The organism is Brucella sp. (assembly GCF_032066345.1).
In the GTDB taxonomy this organism is placed as follows: domain Bacteria; phylum Pseudomonadota; class Alphaproteobacteria; order Rhizobiales; family Rhizobiaceae; genus Brucella; species Brucella pseudogrignonensis.
Window position 1 is genome coordinate 227,254 of sequence record NZ_DAMBKZ010000005.1, and the last position, 14,248, is coordinate 241,501.

Sequence of the window (14,248 nt, forward strand, 5' to 3'; positions counted from 1 at the left end):
AGTCCGATCTGGAAGATCTGTCATCTTCCATGGACCTTGCTAAACTTAAAAAACTGATTCCGGAAAGGGCATTAAATGGCTGAGAAATCTGCGAAACTTCTTTCGATGACGGAAGAGGAATTGAATGCCCGTCATGCGGATAAGATGCGCAAGAAGAAAGCGGCGCGTGATAAGATTCAAGCCACTAAGACCGACGAAAAAGGTTTGGTCATTGTCCATACAGGCAAAGGCAAGGGTAAGTCGAGCGCAGGCTTCGGTATGGTTTTCCGCGCACTTGGCCATGGTATGAAGATTGGTGTCGTGCAGTTTGTCAAAGGTTCATGGGATACCGGCGAGCGCTGGGTACTGGAGAAGTTTCCGGAGCAGGTGACGATCTCGGCACTCGGTGAAGGCTTTACATGGGAAACGCAGGATCGTGCCCGCGATATCGCCATGGCGCGCGATGCATGGGAACAGGCTAAGGCCCTGATCCTCGATGAAAGCTATGACATGGTGCTTTGCGATGAGCTTAATATTGTGCTTCGCTATGATTATCTGCCTGTCGAGGAAATCATCGAAGTGCTTGCCGCCAAGCCTGAGATGAAACACGTCATCATTACTGGCCGCAATGCCAAGGATGAGCTGATCGAGTTTGCTGATCTTGTCACAGAGATGGAAATGATCAAACATCCGTTCCGTTCGGGCGTGAAGGCGCAAAAGGGGATCGAGTTCTGATCATGGTAGCGAGTTGGCAATTCTGGGCCTTGATGTCGGCGGTTTTCGCTGCCTTGACGGCGATATTCGCCAAGGTCGGCATTCAGGGCATCAACTCAGATTTTGCCACGCTGGTTCGCACGCTGGTGATCATCGGCGCGCTTTGCCTTTTTCTGACCGTGACAGGCCAATGGCAGAAGCCCGGCGAAATTTCTGCAAAGTCTTGGGTGTTTCTCGTGCTCTCTGGCCTTGCCACCGGCGCGTCATGGCTTGCCTATTTCCGGGCGCTGCAAATTGGTGACGCGTCACGCGTCGCCCCTGTCGATAAACTGTCGGTGGTATTAGTTGCGCTTTTCGGCGCAGCATTCCTTGGCGAACGTATGTCTACGATCAACTGGCTTGGAATTGCGCTGATCGGCTGTGGTGTCGTGCTGGTAGCGCTGAGGATTTAGAAACCTATCATCTGGCGAATGGGATTGCTCGGCTCCATGAGAAGCCGCACGGCAAGCGCGAGGCTCACCACAATCAGCAGGGGCTTTATGATGCGTGAGCCAATCTTCATGGCAAGGCTTGCACCGATCTGAGCGCCGATGAACTGTGCAATCCCCATACAGATGCCTAGTTTCCAGTTGATCGTGCCAACGAGCGCAAAAGTGGCAAAGCCGCCGATATTGGATGCGCAATTGAGCAGCTTGGTATGAGCGGTTGCTTTCAGTACGCCGTAGCCTGCCAGTGCGACGAATGCCAGCATGAAGAATGAGCCGGTTCCCGGACCGAACAGCCCGTCGTAAAAGCCAATCAATGGAACCAGCGTGACGCCAAACAGGAAGGGTCCTATCCGACGTGCGCGATCCACATCACCAAGGCTTGGTTTCACCGCAAAGTAAATGGCAATCGCGATCAGCAGAATTGGCAAGGCTGCCCGCATGATATCGACTGGCAGGACAGTTGCCAAAAGCGCACCAAAAACTGAACCGACCAGCGATGCAATGGCTTCGGGCCATTGTTCCTTGATGTTCACATGGCCTTTGCGCGCGTAGGCAATGGTTGCAGAGGAAGAGCCGAACAGGCCTTGCAACTTGTTTGTGCCAAGCGCTTCGACAGGTGGCACACCTGCCAGAAGCAATGCCGGGATCGTAATCATACCGCCTCCGCCTGCGATAGAATCGATAATGCCCGCAATGAAAGCGGCCATGGTCAGGAGGAGCGTCAATGTATCGAAAAATTCAAGCATGGAGGGGGTCCGGCAAAAGTTGATGCAACATAGAGCAGACAACCTGATTGCGCCAGACGCGTTTCTCCTGCTTTTTCGGGTAAAGACGAGGGCGGGAACTTGCTGGCGCTTGCGTTGTTTTTTTGTTCAGGCATCATTATTGATGCAGGTCAGGTTGGTAACAGGAGACGGTCATCCATGAGCGAAAGCATTTTCGAACGCATTACTGCGTTTCTCAGCAAAAAGAGTGCTGTGCAGCGTGTCGCCGAAGATCCGGCACTCGCTTCGGAACTGCTTCTTCTGCTTCATGTGGTTTTTGCCGATGGCGATCGTCATCCGGCAGAAATTGCAGCTTTCAGAGATATCGTTTCCGAGAATTTTGGTATTTCGGCGGAAGAGCTGCCGGAAGTTACCGAGTATCTTAAAGACTTCGGCTATGAGACCACCACCAAGCAGGCGGCTTCTATGCTGGCTGAAATGGCCCCTGAACGCCGTGCATCACTACTGCGCGATCTGATGCGCATTGCGCGTGCAGATAATCATGTTGATCAGTCCGAAACAGCGATGATCAAGCGCATTGCCGACATCCTTGGCGTTACAGCGGATGATTTGCGGCAGGCTCAGCAGCTGGCCCCGCAGTCGGCACCTCGTGCAGTCTAAGGAAAAATGGGCTGCGCTTGGGATGGGAAGTTCGTCAGGCGTAAGTCTCGAGGAACTCGTTTCATTGGCAGACAAGGTTTTGCTTAAAGCCGGTTTGAAGCGACCTTCTGTCATAGCGACAATTTCCACTAAGCAAGGTGATCCGGTCTGGGCCAAGCTTGCTCAACATTATGGTAGCGAGCTGCTCTTCTTTGATGCCGTGCGGCTTGAAGAAGAAACGCCAAAGTTGAAGCACCCGTCGGACGTGGTTTTCGCTACGGTCGGATGCCATGGCGTTGCAGAATCTGCAGCGCTTGCTGCGGCCGGAGATGATGCAGAATTGCTGATCGGAAAAACGACCAGTGAATGTGCCACCGCAGCGATTGCGGTGACACGGAGCGTATGAATTACGCGATCTTCACCTTGCGACGTTGCACGATGTAGGTTGCAACAGTCGCAACGAGCAGCAGGGCAGCGGTTGCAACGATGACAGCCACATAGGCATTTTCGAATGCCTGCGATGCGAGGGTAGTCAGAGTATAGGCATCCGCTTCCGGCATCGATTGTGCAGCGAGAAGCGCTTCATCCAGGCTGTCGCGGACAACAGATGGAATGTTTGAGCCTGCAGGCAGGATAAGGCTGGCGGTATAGAATGCCGACAGGATACTGCCGAAGATCGTCACACCCAGCGCATTGCCAAGTTCAAACGAAACTTCCTCGACAGATGCCGCCATGCCAGCCTTTTCGGCCGGTGCATTACCCATGATTGACGAGGATGCGCCGGTCATTGCACAGCCAACACCAAAACCGAGGACAGCAAGCCCTGCCAGATAGAAATGCGTCGAGAGCTTATAGGTCAGGATATAGATCACCACACCGAGAGCGGTGATGCCGAGCGACGCCCAAAGCACCTTGCCTGCGCCAAGGCGCGGCAACATCATGCCAGCCAGCGGTCCAGCTACAAAGGCCGCAAGCGGAATAGGCAAGATCATCAGGCCAGCCTGCAAAGGCGTCATGCCTTCGATCAGCTGCATGCGCTGGCTGAATACCAGTTCCATACCAGTCATCGAACCTGATGCAACGAGAGCCGCAAACACACCTGTTGAGAACAGCCTGTTGTTAAAAAGCGAGAAGTCGATGAGCGGCTCCTTGCTTGAAAACTGACGGCGCACGAAAATGGTCGTTGCGATGAGGCCGATAATCAGAGCACTCGCAAAGACAGTCATTGATGCATCGCGCTTGGCCAGTTCCTTGACGGCATAGGTCAATGCGATCAGGCCGATCATAATCTGGATCGAACCGACGAGATCCCATTTGCGCTTGGAGCCAAGGGGACGATTTTCAAGGTTGAAGGCTGAAAGTGCCAGGGCCACCAGTACAACAGGCACGTTAATCAGGAACACTGAGCCCCACCAGAAATATTCGAGCAGTACACCGCCCGCGACAGGGCCGATGGCCGCGCCACCCGAAGCAATCGCCGCCCAGATGCCAATGGCAAGCGAGCGTTCTTTTTCATCGGTGAAGGTCAGTCGAATGATCGAAAGCGTAGCAGGCATCATCATCGCCGCGCCACAAGCGAGAAATGCGCGGGCTGCGATCAGCACTTCCGGGTTTGGCGAATAGGCTGCACATAGCGAAGCAAGGCCAAACACCACCAGGCCATTCATGAACATGCGCTTGTGGCCGAGCTTGTCGCCTAGCGTGCCGAGGCCCGGCAGCAGGCCTGCCACCACCAGCGGGTAGATATTCATGATCCAGAGCTTTTCGGAAGCACTTGCCGCCAGATCATGGGTGAGGCGTGGCAGCGCTGTGTAAAGCACTGTCATATCCACAACGATCAGGAACAACGCGCTGGAAACAATTGCGAGAACGAGCCAGCGATTTTGCGGCAACATCGGATTACACCTTTTCAATACGAGCGTATTCAAACTTGTCAGGGTGGCTGACATAATATAAATCCGTCCGTATGGAAAGTAAGAAATTGCTGAAAACCGGCCGTCCGCGCTCAATCGACCGTGACCACGTCCTGGATATGGCCGAGAAGCTGGTTGCCGAAGGTGGTATCGTTGCGCTGACCATGGATGCGGTGGCACAGGCCTCCGGCGTTACCAAGGGCGGCGTGCAGTATTGCTTTGGTAATAAAGACGGGCTGATGAAAGCTATGATCGAGCGGTGGGGCGACCGGTTCGACGATTTGGTGACAGCGCGCAAACAGCACAGACAAGATGCGATTTCACATATTGCTGCCCATATCGCGGTGACGCGCGAAAGCGATGCTGAGGACGATTCACGATTTGCCGCAATGATGGCGAGCCTTATTCCCAACTCCCATTATCTTGATGAAACGCGGACCTGGTATCGCAAGCAGTGGGATGGACTTGATGTTTCGACACCTGAAGGCAGGCGCGCGCGACTGGCTTTCATTGCCAATGAGGGTGCATTTCTGCTCAGAAGCTTCAACTTCTTCGAGCTGACGCCGGAAGAGTGGCAGTCGATCTTCAATGATATTCAAGGACTTTTGCCTGAAAAAGATTGACTCTTCTGCCACCTGACAGGCATTCGAAACGCCTGAACAGAGGAAGAAAACGTGACAGTTCATTTCATCGGAGCCGGTCCCGGTGCCGCCGACCTTATCACCGTGCGTGGTTTGCGACTGATCGAAAGCTGTCAGGTCTGCATTTATGCAGGATCGCTGGTGCCAAAAGAAGTTGTTGCATCTGCACCCGATAATGCGCTGCTGATTGATAGTTCCTCGCTGACACTTGATGAAATCATTGCGGCGATTGAGGCGGCTCATGCCAAAGGGCATGACGTTGCACGCGTGCATTCAGGCGATCCGTCGATTTATGGCGCGATGGCCGAGCAGATGCGCAGGCTTGATGCGCTCGGCATCCCTTATGACGTGACGCCGGGTGTCCCGGCTTTTGTAGCGGCTGCGGCTGCAATGAAACAGGAACTGACAATTCCGGAAGTTAACCAGAGCATTATTCTGACGCGGACTTCGGTAAAATCATCTGCGATGCCGGAAGGTGAGGATCTCGCCACGCTGGGTAAATCTGGTGCGACTTTGGTCATTCACCTGTCGATCCGGAACCTTGCGAAGATCGAAAAGGAGCTGACGCCACTATACGGTTCTGACTGTCCAGTGGTCGTTGCATACCGAATTGGGTGGCCAGATGAGCAGATTCTGCGCGGAAAACTGTCTGACATTGTGGCAAAAGTGGAGCTTTCTGGCGTCAAAAGAACGGCGATGGTGTTCATTGGACGTGGTCTTGATCCGAAGAACTTCCGTGATTCAGCGCTTTATCATGAAGCGCATAGCCATGTTGCGCGCTCAAAACCTTAGAGCTGAACGCGCAAATTCAATTGCTTTATCCACGGTGGCGACAACAGTTTTGGCTTCAACGGGTGGGCGTGCGATCATCAGTACAGGTAAGGCGAGATCGCGCGCTGCCTCGATTTTCGCATAGGATATACTGCCGCCAGAATTGCGGCTGACAATCAGGCCGATCTTTCGCCCGCTCAGGAATTGCTTCTCAGATTCATAGTTTCCGGGTTGTGCCAGAACGATTTCACAATCGTGCGGGAGGCTTACTTCTGGCGGGTCGATCATCCGCATGATGAAGTGAACATCGCTACGATCTGCAAAGGGTTTGATATGTTGGCGGCCCAGTGCGAGCAGAACACGCTCACCAGCGGGGATCAAGGTCGCAGCCTGCGCTTCGTTCTCGACCTCAATCCAGTTATCGCCGCTTGCCTTTTCCCATGCTGGACGTTCAAGCCGGAGTAGCGGAATATTTGCCATATCGGATGCAACGATAGCATTGTGTGAAATGCGCGTTGCATAGGGATGTGTCGCATCAATCAGAAGATCAATTTTTTCGGTTGCCAGATAAGCCGTTAGACCTTCTGCGCCGCCAAATCCGCCAATGCGCAGCTTGCCGATGACTGGAGCAGGGTTGGCCGTTCGGCCTGCAAGCGAGGTGATAGCTTCGACGGGTAGGGCCTCCAGTGAGGAAGCAAGCTTTGATGCTTCGGCCGTGCCGCCAAGAATGAGTATTTTAGAGGCGGGCAAGGATATTGCCTTTGCGATCCGTCACAATGATTTCGACTTCAACAGGTGCGCCGCGCAGGGTTTCGAGCGCCACCTGCTTAGCTTTTTCAGCAATCGGCGTAGCCATGTCGATGCCAAGGCTTTGAGTCATTTCAAGCACTTCCAGCGCAGTGTTCGCAAAAAGAATCCGGTCCTTCATGTCGCTTGGCGCGCCAGCCTTTTCGGCAATAGTCCAGAGGAAGCTTTTATCGACCTGTGAGCGCGCGGAATGAAGATCAAGTTCACCCTGAGCAAGTTTTGTAAGCTTGGCGAATCCACCTGCAAGGGTAAGCTTATCGATGGGATGCGCTCGCAGATATTTGAGTACGCCACCAGCAAAATCACCCATGTCGAGAATTGCAAAATCCGGCAGATCATAAAGTGCTTGTGCTGCGTCTTCAGAGGTTGAGCCGGTCCCAGCGAGTACATGTTTTTGCTTTTCAGCACGCGCCACATCTATGCCGCGATGGATAGAATGTATCCATGCTGAACACGAAAAGGGATGCACAACGCCTGTTGTGCCCAAGATCGAAATGCCGCCAACGATGCCAAGGCGGGGGTTCCACGTTTTCTGCGCAATTTCTTCGCCGCCCGGAACGGAAATCGTAATCACCAGATCAGCAGGCAGACCATATTCCGCGCATATCTGTTCGCAGATTTCTGTCATCATGCGGCGCGGAGTTGGATTGATTGCCGCTTCGCCCGGCTGAATTTGCAAGCCGGGTCGGGTTACGGTGCCTACACCTTCACCGGCCTGAAACACAATGCCTGTGCCGGGAGGGGCAGGGAAAACGGTTGAAATGATTGTTGCTCCGTGCGTGACATCCGGATCATCACCCGCATCTTTGACGATACCTGCCATGGCATAGCCTTCACCCAGCCCTTCATATTCAAGCTGGAAATAGGGGACTTCGCCTTTGGGCAAGATGATGCCGACCGGATCGGGGAATTCACCGGTAATGAGCGCAGTCAGCGCTGCCTTGGTAGCAGCTGTGGCACAGGCACCCGTTGTCCAGCCGCGACGCAGTTCGGCTTTTTCTTTGTCCGTTTCCGGAGTTTTATTCGCAGGGGCGGTTTCATCGTTCATGGACGCCTTATAATGTATCTGATAGCTGTGCCGCTAGTGGATTGAATCTTACGTTTGTATTTCTACTGAAGTAGGCGTCGTAACAAACGTAAAATTCGAAAAATCCACTAGGTTCATAGAGATGCTAGTGATCTTTTAAATTCCAAAATTTCTCAGCGTTGGTAACCGATGGTGGTAAATTTTGGAATTAGACCACTAGATAGAATTATGGTTGATGACGATGAATAAGCCTGAACATGCGCCGGAATGTATCGTTGCGAAGAGCAAAGTCAGCTTGCCCGCGATACAGCCCGGGCACGTCTGGCTTGTTGGTGCCGGGCCGGGTGATCCGGGCCTGCTCACATTGCATGCAGTCAACGCGCTGCGGGAAGCGGATGTTATTGTCTATGATGCGCTGGTTGATGAAGCCTGTCTTTCACTCAAGCGCGATGACGCAATTGTTGAATACGCAGGCAAACGCGGCGGCAAGCCTTCACCAAAGCAGCGCGATATTTCGCTTCGACTGGTGGAACTGGCTCAAGAAGGCAAGAAGGTTCTGCGCCTGAAAGGTGGCGATCCATTTGTTTTTGGGCGCGGTGCCGAGGAGGCGCTGACGCTTGTCGAACATGGCGTGCCGTTTCGCATTGTGCCAGGCATTACAGCGGGTATCGGCGGTCTTGCCTATGCAGGAATTGCGGCCACGCATCGCGATATCAACCAATCAGTTACATTCCTCACGGGCCACGATGCAACAGGGCTGATGCCAGATCGTATTAATTGGGAGGGCATTGCTCAGTCTTCTCCGGTTATTGTGATGTATATGGCGATGAAGCATATCGACCTCATCACAGAGCGTCTGATGACAGCAGGACGCTCGCCAGATGAGCCGGTCGCATTTGTCTGCAATGCCAGTTTGCCTGAACAGGTGGTTCTGGAGACAACATTGTCACGCGCGGTTGTAGATGTAGAAGCATCGGGTCTCAAGCCACCGGCAATCGTGGTTGTGGGAGAGGTTGTGAAGCTGCGTGCGGGGCTTGACTGGGCCGGTGCATCTCAGGGTCGAAAACTGACAAGCGATCCGCTTCATCTTAGCAGGGAAAAGAGCGCATGAAGGGTTTCATGATTGCAGCGCCGGCTTCCGGTTCAGGCAAAACCACTTTGACGCTTGGGCTGCTGCGCGCTCTAAAGCGGCGCGGCGAGGCGCTTGCATCTGCGAAAGCTGGTCCGGATTACATAGATCCTGCCTACCATAAGGCTGCCAGCGGTGTGGATTGCTTTAATCTTGATCCCTGGGCCATGCGGCCAGAGCTTATCAGTGCCATTTCATCCCGTATGACCGAAGGCAATAAGCTGCTTGTTGTTGAAGGCATGATGGGGCTTTTCGACGGAGCGCTCGATGGAAAGGGTGCGTCGGCAGATTTGGCGCGAACTCTTGATCTGCCAGTTGTTCTGGTGGTTGATTGCGCACGCCAATCCCATTCCATTGCTGCACTTATTTCAGGTTTCAGCCAGTTTCGCAAAGATGTGCTGATTGCCGGGGTCATCCTTAACCGGGTTGGCAGCGGCAGACATGAGGCCATGCTGCGCGAAGCGATCAAACCGCTCGGTATTGCCGTTCTGGGCGTAATTCCGCGCGATGAAGCGCTGGTTCTGCCTTCAAGGCATTTGGGTCTCGTTCAAGCAGCAGAACATGCCGATCTGGAGCGTTTCCTTGAGTACGCTGCGGATGTGGTTGATGCGCGTATTGATTTAAGCGCTTTAGAGCATATCTGGTCGCGGCCAAAGCATCATGAGGCTATGGCGAATGTTCCTCGCCTCACGCCGCTTGGAAACCGCATTGCAGTAGCGCGAGACGACGCCTTCGCCTTTGCCTATGCGCATCTACTTGCAGGCTGGCGCAGGCGTGGTGCCGAGCTTTCATTCTTTTCACCGCTTGCTGATGAAGCGCCCGATGAAAGCGTTGACGCCATTTATCTGCCGGGCGGTTATCCTGAGCTTTATGCCGCAAAACTGAGCCAAGCGAAGCATTTCCAGCAGAGCATGAGACGCGCTGCGGATCGTGGTGTGCGTATCTACGGCGAGTGTGGCGGCTATATGGTGCTGGGTGAGACGCTGGAAGATTCGTCTTGCGTGAAGCATCCTATGCTTGGGCTGCTTCCGCTTGAAACAAGCTTTGCCAAACGCAAAATGCACCTTGGCTATCGCAAACTGGAACCTTTGCCGGGTTCGCCATGGCAGTTGCCGCTTTCGGCTCATGAGTTTCACTATGCCAGTATTGTGCTTGAAGGTGAGGCCGAACGGCTGTTCCGCGTCCGCGATGCGTTGGGTGAAGAGTTGGGAGAGGCGGGACTTCGCGTTGGTTCAGTTGCTGGCTCCTTCATGCATGTGATTGATTTTTCCGGAGAGAATGCCTGAACATGACTATTGAGCATGGCGGAGCGCTGGATAAGGCTATTGCGCGCTTTGGCGGCAAGGCCGAAGACTGGCTTGATCTTTCAACGGGTATCAATCCCGAACATTTTCCTCTGCCGGAACTGGCTGCGCCCTTGTGGAACCGTTTGCCGGATGAGGGGCTATTGTTGCGGGTTCTGACTGCGGCGCGTTCCTATTACGAAGCCGGTCAGAATGCGCCAATCGTTGCCAGCCCGGGAACGCAGGCGCTTATTCAGCTTATTCCGACATTGCTTGAGCCTGCCACGGTCGCCATTTTGGGTCCGACCTATCAGGAACATGCGGCAGCTTTTGAAGCGGCAAACTGGAATGTGATCGAATGTGCGACGCTCGACGACATCCCGGAGGATGCGCTGGTGGTCACAATCGTCAATCCGAACAACCCGGATGGCCGGACTGTTGCGCGGCCTGATTTGCTGGGGCTTGCGCGAAAGTTGGGCGAGCGTGGTGGCTTTCTAGTTGTGGATGAGGCTTTTGCTGATCCGCATCCGGAGGTGAGCATTGCAAGACATGCTGCGAATGCGCCGCTGGTCGTGTTGAAATCCTTTGGCAAGTTCTTTGGCCTTGCAGGCGTTCGGCTTGGGTTCCTGCTTGCAAATGATGCGCTTGTGAAGCGCGTTGCAGGCAGGCTCGGTCCATGGGCCGTGGCGGGGCCAACGCTTGCGATTGCACTCCATGCTTTCGAAAGTGGTGTTGAGCTTGAGGCGTTTCACGGACGCATTGATACAAGACGGGCAGAGCTCGCCGCGACGCTCGCACATTGTCAGCTCGTGGAAGTAGGTGGCACAGCGTTGTTTTCGCTCGTTGAACATGAAAATGCTCATGCAATTTACGATGCACTTTGTGAGCGGCATATTCTTGTCCGAAAGTTTGCCTATGCACCAAGCTGGCTGCGCATAGGACTAGCGCCTGATCAGGCGGGCGTTATGCGATTGGAACAGGCATTGCGGGATACTCTCCGCTTGAAAAAGTGATTCAGGAAAGCGCATCAAGTCCATGGAAATAAAGCTGATTATTCTTGCTTTAGCGCTTGTTCTGGACCGTGTGGTGGGTGATCCGCCACAGCTCTGGCAGAAAGTTCCGCATCCGGTGGTTCTGTTTGGCAAGGCAATCAGCTGGGGTGAAAAACGCCTCAACGATCACAGTCTTTCCGTCAATGCACTGCGCAGCAATGGCATGTGGCTGATAATCGGACTGGTAATTTCCTGTATTGTGGTAGGGTTGGCGCTAGAATATTTGCTGCCTTATCTGGGGACAGCGGGCGCGCTGGTTGAAATCACCATCGTCGCAGTGTTTCTGGCCCAGAAAAGCCTTGCCGATCATGTGCGGGCGGTAGCCTCTGGGTTGCGTGAAGACGGTATTGAAGGTGGTCGCAAAGCGGTTTCGATGATTGTCGGACGTAACCCGGATCAGCTCGATGAAGGCGGTATCAGTCGCGCAGCGATCGAAAGCCTTTCCGAGAATGCGTCGGATGGCATTGTTGCTCCTGCTTTCTGGTTTCTCGTCGCCGGCTTGCCGGGGCTCTTCGCTTATAAACTCATCAACACGGCAGACTCGATGATCGGTCATCTCAATGACCGCTATCGTCATTTCGGGCGCTTCGCTGCCCGTCTTGATGATGTTGCAAACTATATTCCAGCACGATTGACTGGTTTGCTGACTGCAATAGCTGCTGCGTTTACGGTTGATAAAAAAGCCGGGAAAAGAACACTATCCGTCATGTGGCGCGATGCGCGGCTGCACCGTTCGCCCAATGCTGGATGGCCGGAATCGGCCTTTGCAGGTGCGCTTGAGCTGGCACTTGCCGGACCGCGCCAATATGGATCGGAAAAGGTCGAAGCACCGCTGTTTTATGGTGAAGGTAAGCGGGAAGCTGATGCAGACGATATCGATGCTGCGCTTTCGCTTTTCTGGTCGAGTATGAGCGTTATGACCGGGGTTATTATCGCTGCTAGCCTGATCGGGCTTATCAGTCGGCTGTTATAAAATGCGTTCCATCATAGCGCTGCAGACGATTTGGATTGTCGCTGCGCATACCGTTACCATCGAATTTGATTGTGCCAAGCGCGGTTTCAAATGAGCTGTCGCGCAAGATATCAATAAGCGGCTGCTTTTGTTCCCCAGCTTTGCTGATCGCGGAAGTCGCGAGTTCAATGCTAGCAAAACCGGTGACGGAATAAGCTTCCGGCAGTTTGCCTGCCTGACTGATGGCATCGACCGCCGTTTTTGCTGTCGAAAGATCCTGCGGCTTCAAAGGTGCAATCATCAGGGTTTCAGTGCTCAGTGGTTGAGCGCCCGGCGCTGCATTGAGGACGCTGCCGCCCGCGATCACCAGCGGATATTTAAGTGCCACGGCACTTGTGCCAATAGCTGCAATGTCGTCGCGTTCCCCACCGACATAAACATGCGTTGCTCCTGCACGACGCAGGCGTGCAACAAGCGCGTTCTGGCTTTCGAGGCCGGGGCGATATGTATCCGTGAAAACAGGCTGAAGCTGCTGGTCCTTCAGGTGAGCCAAAACCTGCCCCGCACGTTCGCGGCCTTCAATCGTACCATCGTCTATGACCGCGAAGGGCTGGGAGCGCCATAGGCTTGCCAGAAAGCTACCCGTAGCACGCGTTTCCTTGTCCAGCCCCGTCGTAATGCGGTAAACCGGAAAAGGCGTTGCTGCACGCTTTTCTGTAAGGGTTTGTTCGCTGACGCCTGAGGCGATAACAGGGATATTGCGCTGGCTCAAAACGGGAAGTGCTGCTTCCAGCGATTCCGAACAGAGAAACCCGGTTACGATCTGGACGTTTTCTTTGATGAAGGTTTCTGCAGCGGCTTTGCCACCTTCTGCATCACAGCGATCATCTGCAACGACGAGCTGTGCATTCTTGGCACTGGCCGCCACGCGGGCGCCTTCTACCAGCTGGCTTCCAAGCGGGGCAAAGCCGCCACTCAAAGGTGCTGCCATTCCAATGCGGATTTCAGTCGCATTTTCCTGCGCTGATGCTGGAAGGCAAAGCATTGTGAAAGCCGATAGCGCTATGGCGAAGAGTTTCGTCCCGTTGAGAACGCGCAATTCCGGGCGGAAAACCGCTTCATGTCTTTCCGGCAATTGCTCTGGCTTGATCACGCGATTTATCTTCTTCAAACATTTCATGGCTAATTGAACGAAAAGTGGGTAGCGGTTTCCTCGCCTTTGTGCAATGCCCGTATATGTATACAGGCAATCAGATATTGATTTCAGGAAGCCTGGCAGACAATACGGATGCTTGCTGACGTGCAAACGGATAAAAACACTACCTCAAATACTGTATCGCTCGAGCCGAAGACTTACCGCGATGCGATGAGTCATTATGCAGGTGCGGTGCAGGTTGTTACCACCGCAGGTGCTGCCGGAAGGCGCGGACTTACTTTAACTGCGGCCTGTTCAGTTTCGGATAACCCGCCAACTCTGCTGATATGCCTGCAGAAAATGCACGAAGAGAACCTGCTTTTCATCAAGAACGGCGTGTTTGCGGTTAATACGCTGGCAGGCTCACATCAGCAGCTTGCCGATGCGTTTTCAGGGCGCATAGGGCTTACGCAAGACGAGCGTTTCGAGCTGGCACAATGGGACATAATCGATACGGGTGCACCTGTACTCAAAGGCGCGCTGGCAGCTTTTGATTGTCGTGTGACAAGTGTGCAGGAGCATTCCACGCATCATGTACTGTTTGGCGAGGTCGTTGGCTTGCGTTCGAATGCAGACGAAGAAGCGCTGATTTATCTCAATCGCCGCTATCATACGCTGGAACTCTGAAATTGTTTGAGGGAGGGAGAATGAACAAGCGGGCTGGATTATTGGCGGGTTTGTTGCTGTTGACTGCAACATCCGCTTTTGCCCAAGGATCGCTCCCTCCGTTCAAGGATGACTATTTCGCCTATCCGGGCGTGCTAAGCAGCGCCGATAATGGCGACTATAAAGTCATCGATTACAACGAAATGCGCGATATCAATGGTCGCGATTCCGTGCCTGAAAAGCGCGTTAAAGACGCTTATGTTTCACTAAAAGCGCGTGCATATCAGAAAGATGTCGTCTTCCAGACGGCGGCAGGGCCGGTAAAGG

The 14,248-nt window shown here is 53.7% G+C and carries 16 protein-coding genes and 1 pseudogene; 12 read left to right on the forward strand and 5 right to left on the reverse strand.

Annotation, left to right across the window (positions count from 1 at the left end; translation table 11 throughout):
• Window positions 1–75 precede the first annotated feature (75 nt).
• Together cobO and RT142_RS09010 are read left to right on the forward strand one after the other, a co-directional pair.
• Window positions 76–714 carry a cob(I)yrinic acid a,c-diamide adenosyltransferase gene (gene cobO, locus RT142_RS09005; RefSeq protein WP_064320764.1) on the forward strand — a complete coding sequence of 213 codons (639 nt, stop codon included), beginning with the start codon at window positions 76–78 and terminating at the stop codon, window positions 712–714.
• 2 nt (window positions 715–716) lie between these two features.
• A complete protein-coding gene (locus tag RT142_RS09010; RefSeq protein ID WP_094543162.1) occupies window positions 717–1,145 on the forward strand; it encodes an EamA family transporter in 429 nt (142 codons plus the stop codon).
• Here the strand turns inward: RT142_RS09010 and RT142_RS09015 are convergent.
• The gene (locus RT142_RS09015) at window positions 1,142–1,927 is read right to left on the reverse strand and encodes a TSUP family transporter (RefSeq protein ID WP_064320762.1); all 786 of its coding nucleotides are present in this window, start codon (window positions 1,925–1,927) and stop codon (window positions 1,142–1,144) included. The two genes, RT142_RS09010 and RT142_RS09015, sit on opposite strands and share 4 nt — an antisense overlap.
• A gap of 177 nt (window positions 1,928–2,104) precedes the next feature.
• Here RT142_RS09015 and RT142_RS09020 point away from each other — a divergent pair, with 177 nt between their 5' ends.
• Window positions 2,105–2,566, forward strand: a complete 462-nt coding sequence (locus RT142_RS09020; protein ID WP_007875568.1) for a TerB family tellurite resistance protein — start codon at window positions 2,105–2,107, stop codon at window positions 2,564–2,566.
• Window positions 2,567–2,588: 22 nt separating this feature from the next.
• Entirely contained in the window at window positions 2,589–2,951 is a 363-nt protein-coding gene (locus tag RT142_RS09025; RefSeq protein WP_105518680.1) for a cobalamin biosynthesis protein, read from the forward strand.
• Between the two features lies 1 nt (window position 2,952).
• On the opposite strand, the gene RT142_RS09030 is transcribed toward RT142_RS09025, so the two are convergent.
• Window positions 2,953–4,440, reverse strand: coding sequence for an MFS transporter (locus RT142_RS09030; protein ID WP_313028377.1), 1,488 nt, complete (start codon window positions 4,438–4,440; stop codon window positions 2,953–2,955).
• A gap of 86 nt (window positions 4,441–4,526) precedes the next feature.
• Between RT142_RS09030 and RT142_RS09035 the strand changes: the two genes are divergently transcribed.
• Together RT142_RS09035 and cobM are read left to right on the forward strand one after the other, a co-directional pair.
• Window positions 4,527–5,081, forward strand: a complete 555-nt coding sequence (locus tag RT142_RS09035; protein ID WP_313028379.1) for a TetR/AcrR family transcriptional regulator — start codon at window positions 4,527–4,529, stop codon at window positions 5,079–5,081.
• A gap of 51 nt (window positions 5,082–5,132) precedes the next feature.
• The gene (cobM, locus tag RT142_RS09040; protein ID WP_313028381.1) at window positions 5,133–5,891 is read left to right on the forward strand and encodes a precorrin-4 C(11)-methyltransferase; all 759 of its coding nucleotides are present in this window, start codon (window positions 5,133–5,135) and stop codon (window positions 5,889–5,891) included.
• Here cobM and RT142_RS09045 read toward each other — a convergent pair.
• Both RT142_RS09045 and RT142_RS09050 read right to left on the reverse strand, forming a co-directional pair.
• Window positions 5,880–6,620, reverse strand: coding sequence for a cobalt-precorrin-6A reductase (locus RT142_RS09045; protein ID WP_313028382.1), 741 nt, complete (start codon window positions 6,618–6,620; stop codon window positions 5,880–5,882). The genes cobM and RT142_RS09045 overlap by 12 nt on opposite strands.
• Window positions 6,607–7,725: a cobalt-precorrin-5B (C(1))-methyltransferase gene (locus tag RT142_RS09050; RefSeq protein ID WP_112805789.1), complete on the reverse strand. Its 1,119-nt coding sequence runs from the start codon at window positions 7,723–7,725 to the stop codon at window positions 6,607–6,609. Before RT142_RS09050 ends, RT142_RS09045 begins: the two co-directional genes overlap by 14 nt.
• Before the next feature lie 220 nt (window positions 7,726–7,945).
• On the opposite strand from RT142_RS09050, the gene cobA reads away from it, so the two are divergent.
• The 4 genes from cobA to cbiB are packed head-to-tail and all read left to right on the forward strand — an operon-like array spanning window position 7,946 to window position 12,141.
• Window positions 7,946–8,815 carry a uroporphyrinogen-III C-methyltransferase gene (gene cobA, locus RT142_RS09055; RefSeq protein WP_112805883.1) on the forward strand — a complete coding sequence of 290 codons (870 nt, stop codon included), beginning with the start codon at window positions 7,946–7,948 and terminating at the stop codon, window positions 8,813–8,815.
• Window positions 8,812–10,119 (forward strand): cobyrinate a,c-diamide synthase, encoded by a 1,308-nt coding sequence (locus RT142_RS09060; RefSeq protein WP_313028384.1) that lies wholly within the window; start codon window positions 8,812–8,814, stop codon window positions 10,117–10,119. The genes cobA and RT142_RS09060 overlap by 4 nt, the downstream gene beginning before the upstream one ends.
• Window positions 10,116–11,129, forward strand: a complete 1,014-nt coding sequence (cobD, locus tag RT142_RS09065; protein ID WP_112805793.1) for a threonine-phosphate decarboxylase CobD — start codon at window positions 10,116–10,118, stop codon at window positions 11,127–11,129. Before RT142_RS09060 ends, cobD begins: the two co-directional genes overlap by 4 nt.
• A 22-nt stretch (window positions 11,130–11,151) precedes the next feature.
• A complete protein-coding gene (gene cbiB / locus RT142_RS09070; protein ID WP_112805795.1) occupies window positions 11,152–12,141 on the forward strand; it encodes an adenosylcobinamide-phosphate synthase CbiB in 990 nt (329 codons plus the stop codon).
• On the opposite strand, the gene RT142_RS09075 is transcribed toward cbiB, so the two are convergent.
• Window positions 12,125–13,300 (reverse strand): branched-chain amino acid ABC transporter substrate-binding protein, encoded by a 1,176-nt coding sequence (locus RT142_RS09075; protein WP_407975641.1) that lies wholly within the window; start codon window positions 13,298–13,300, stop codon window positions 12,125–12,127. The genes cbiB and RT142_RS09075 overlap by 17 nt on opposite strands.
• A gap of 108 nt (window positions 13,301–13,408) precedes the next feature.
• Between RT142_RS09075 and RT142_RS09080 the strand changes: the two genes are divergently transcribed.
• Together RT142_RS09080 and RT142_RS09085 are read left to right on the forward strand one after the other, a co-directional pair.
• Complete coding sequence (locus RT142_RS09080) at window positions 13,409–13,942, forward strand: flavin reductase (protein WP_064320752.1); 534 nt, start codon at window positions 13,409–13,411, stop codon at window positions 13,940–13,942.
• Between the two features lie 20 nt (window positions 13,943–13,962).
• A pseudogene (locus RT142_RS09085) lies at window positions 13,963–14,248 on the forward strand (hypothetical protein); the annotation flags it as partial.

What these genes read in the sequence shown, in the direction of transcription:
- cobO (WP_064320764.1), top strand. Translation starts at nt 76, where the DNA reads ATGGCTGAGAAATCTGCGAAACTTCTTTCGATGACGGAAGAGGAATTG.
- RT142_RS09010 (WP_094543162.1), top strand. Translation starts at nt 717, where the DNA reads ATGGTAGCGAGTTGGCAATTCTGGGCCTTGATGTCGGCGGTTTTCGCT.
- RT142_RS09015 (WP_064320762.1), bottom strand. Translation starts at nt 1,927, where the DNA reads ATGCTTGAATTTTTCGATACATTGACGCTCCTCCTGACCATGGCCGCT.
- RT142_RS09020 (WP_007875568.1), top strand. Translation starts at nt 2,105, where the DNA reads ATGAGCGAAAGCATTTTCGAACGCATTACTGCGTTTCTCAGCAAAAAG.
- RT142_RS09025 (WP_105518680.1), top strand. Translation starts at nt 2,589, where the DNA reads ATGGGAAGTTCGTCAGGCGTAAGTCTCGAGGAACTCGTTTCATTGGCA.
- RT142_RS09030 (WP_313028377.1), bottom strand. Translation starts at nt 4,440, where the DNA reads ATGTTGCCGCAAAATCGCTGGCTCGTTCTCGCAATTGTTTCCAGCGCG.
- RT142_RS09050 (WP_112805789.1), bottom strand. Translation starts at nt 7,725, where the DNA reads ATGAACGATGAAACCGCCCCTGCGAATAAAACTCCGGAAACGGACAAA.
- cobA (WP_112805883.1), top strand. Translation starts at nt 7,946, where the DNA reads ATGAATAAGCCTGAACATGCGCCGGAATGTATCGTTGCGAAGAGCAAA.
- RT142_RS09060 (WP_313028384.1), top strand. Translation starts at nt 8,812, where the DNA reads ATGAAGGGTTTCATGATTGCAGCGCCGGCTTCCGGTTCAGGCAAAACC.
- cbiB (WP_112805795.1), top strand. Translation starts at nt 11,152, where the DNA reads ATGGAAATAAAGCTGATTATTCTTGCTTTAGCGCTTGTTCTGGACCGT.
- RT142_RS09075 (WP_407975641.1), bottom strand. Translation starts at nt 13,300, where the DNA reads ATGAAATGTTTGAAGAAGATAAATCGCGTGATCAAGCCAGAGCAATTG.
- RT142_RS09080 (WP_064320752.1), top strand. Translation starts at nt 13,409, where the DNA reads ATGCTTGCTGACGTGCAAACGGATAAAAACACTACCTCAAATACTGTA.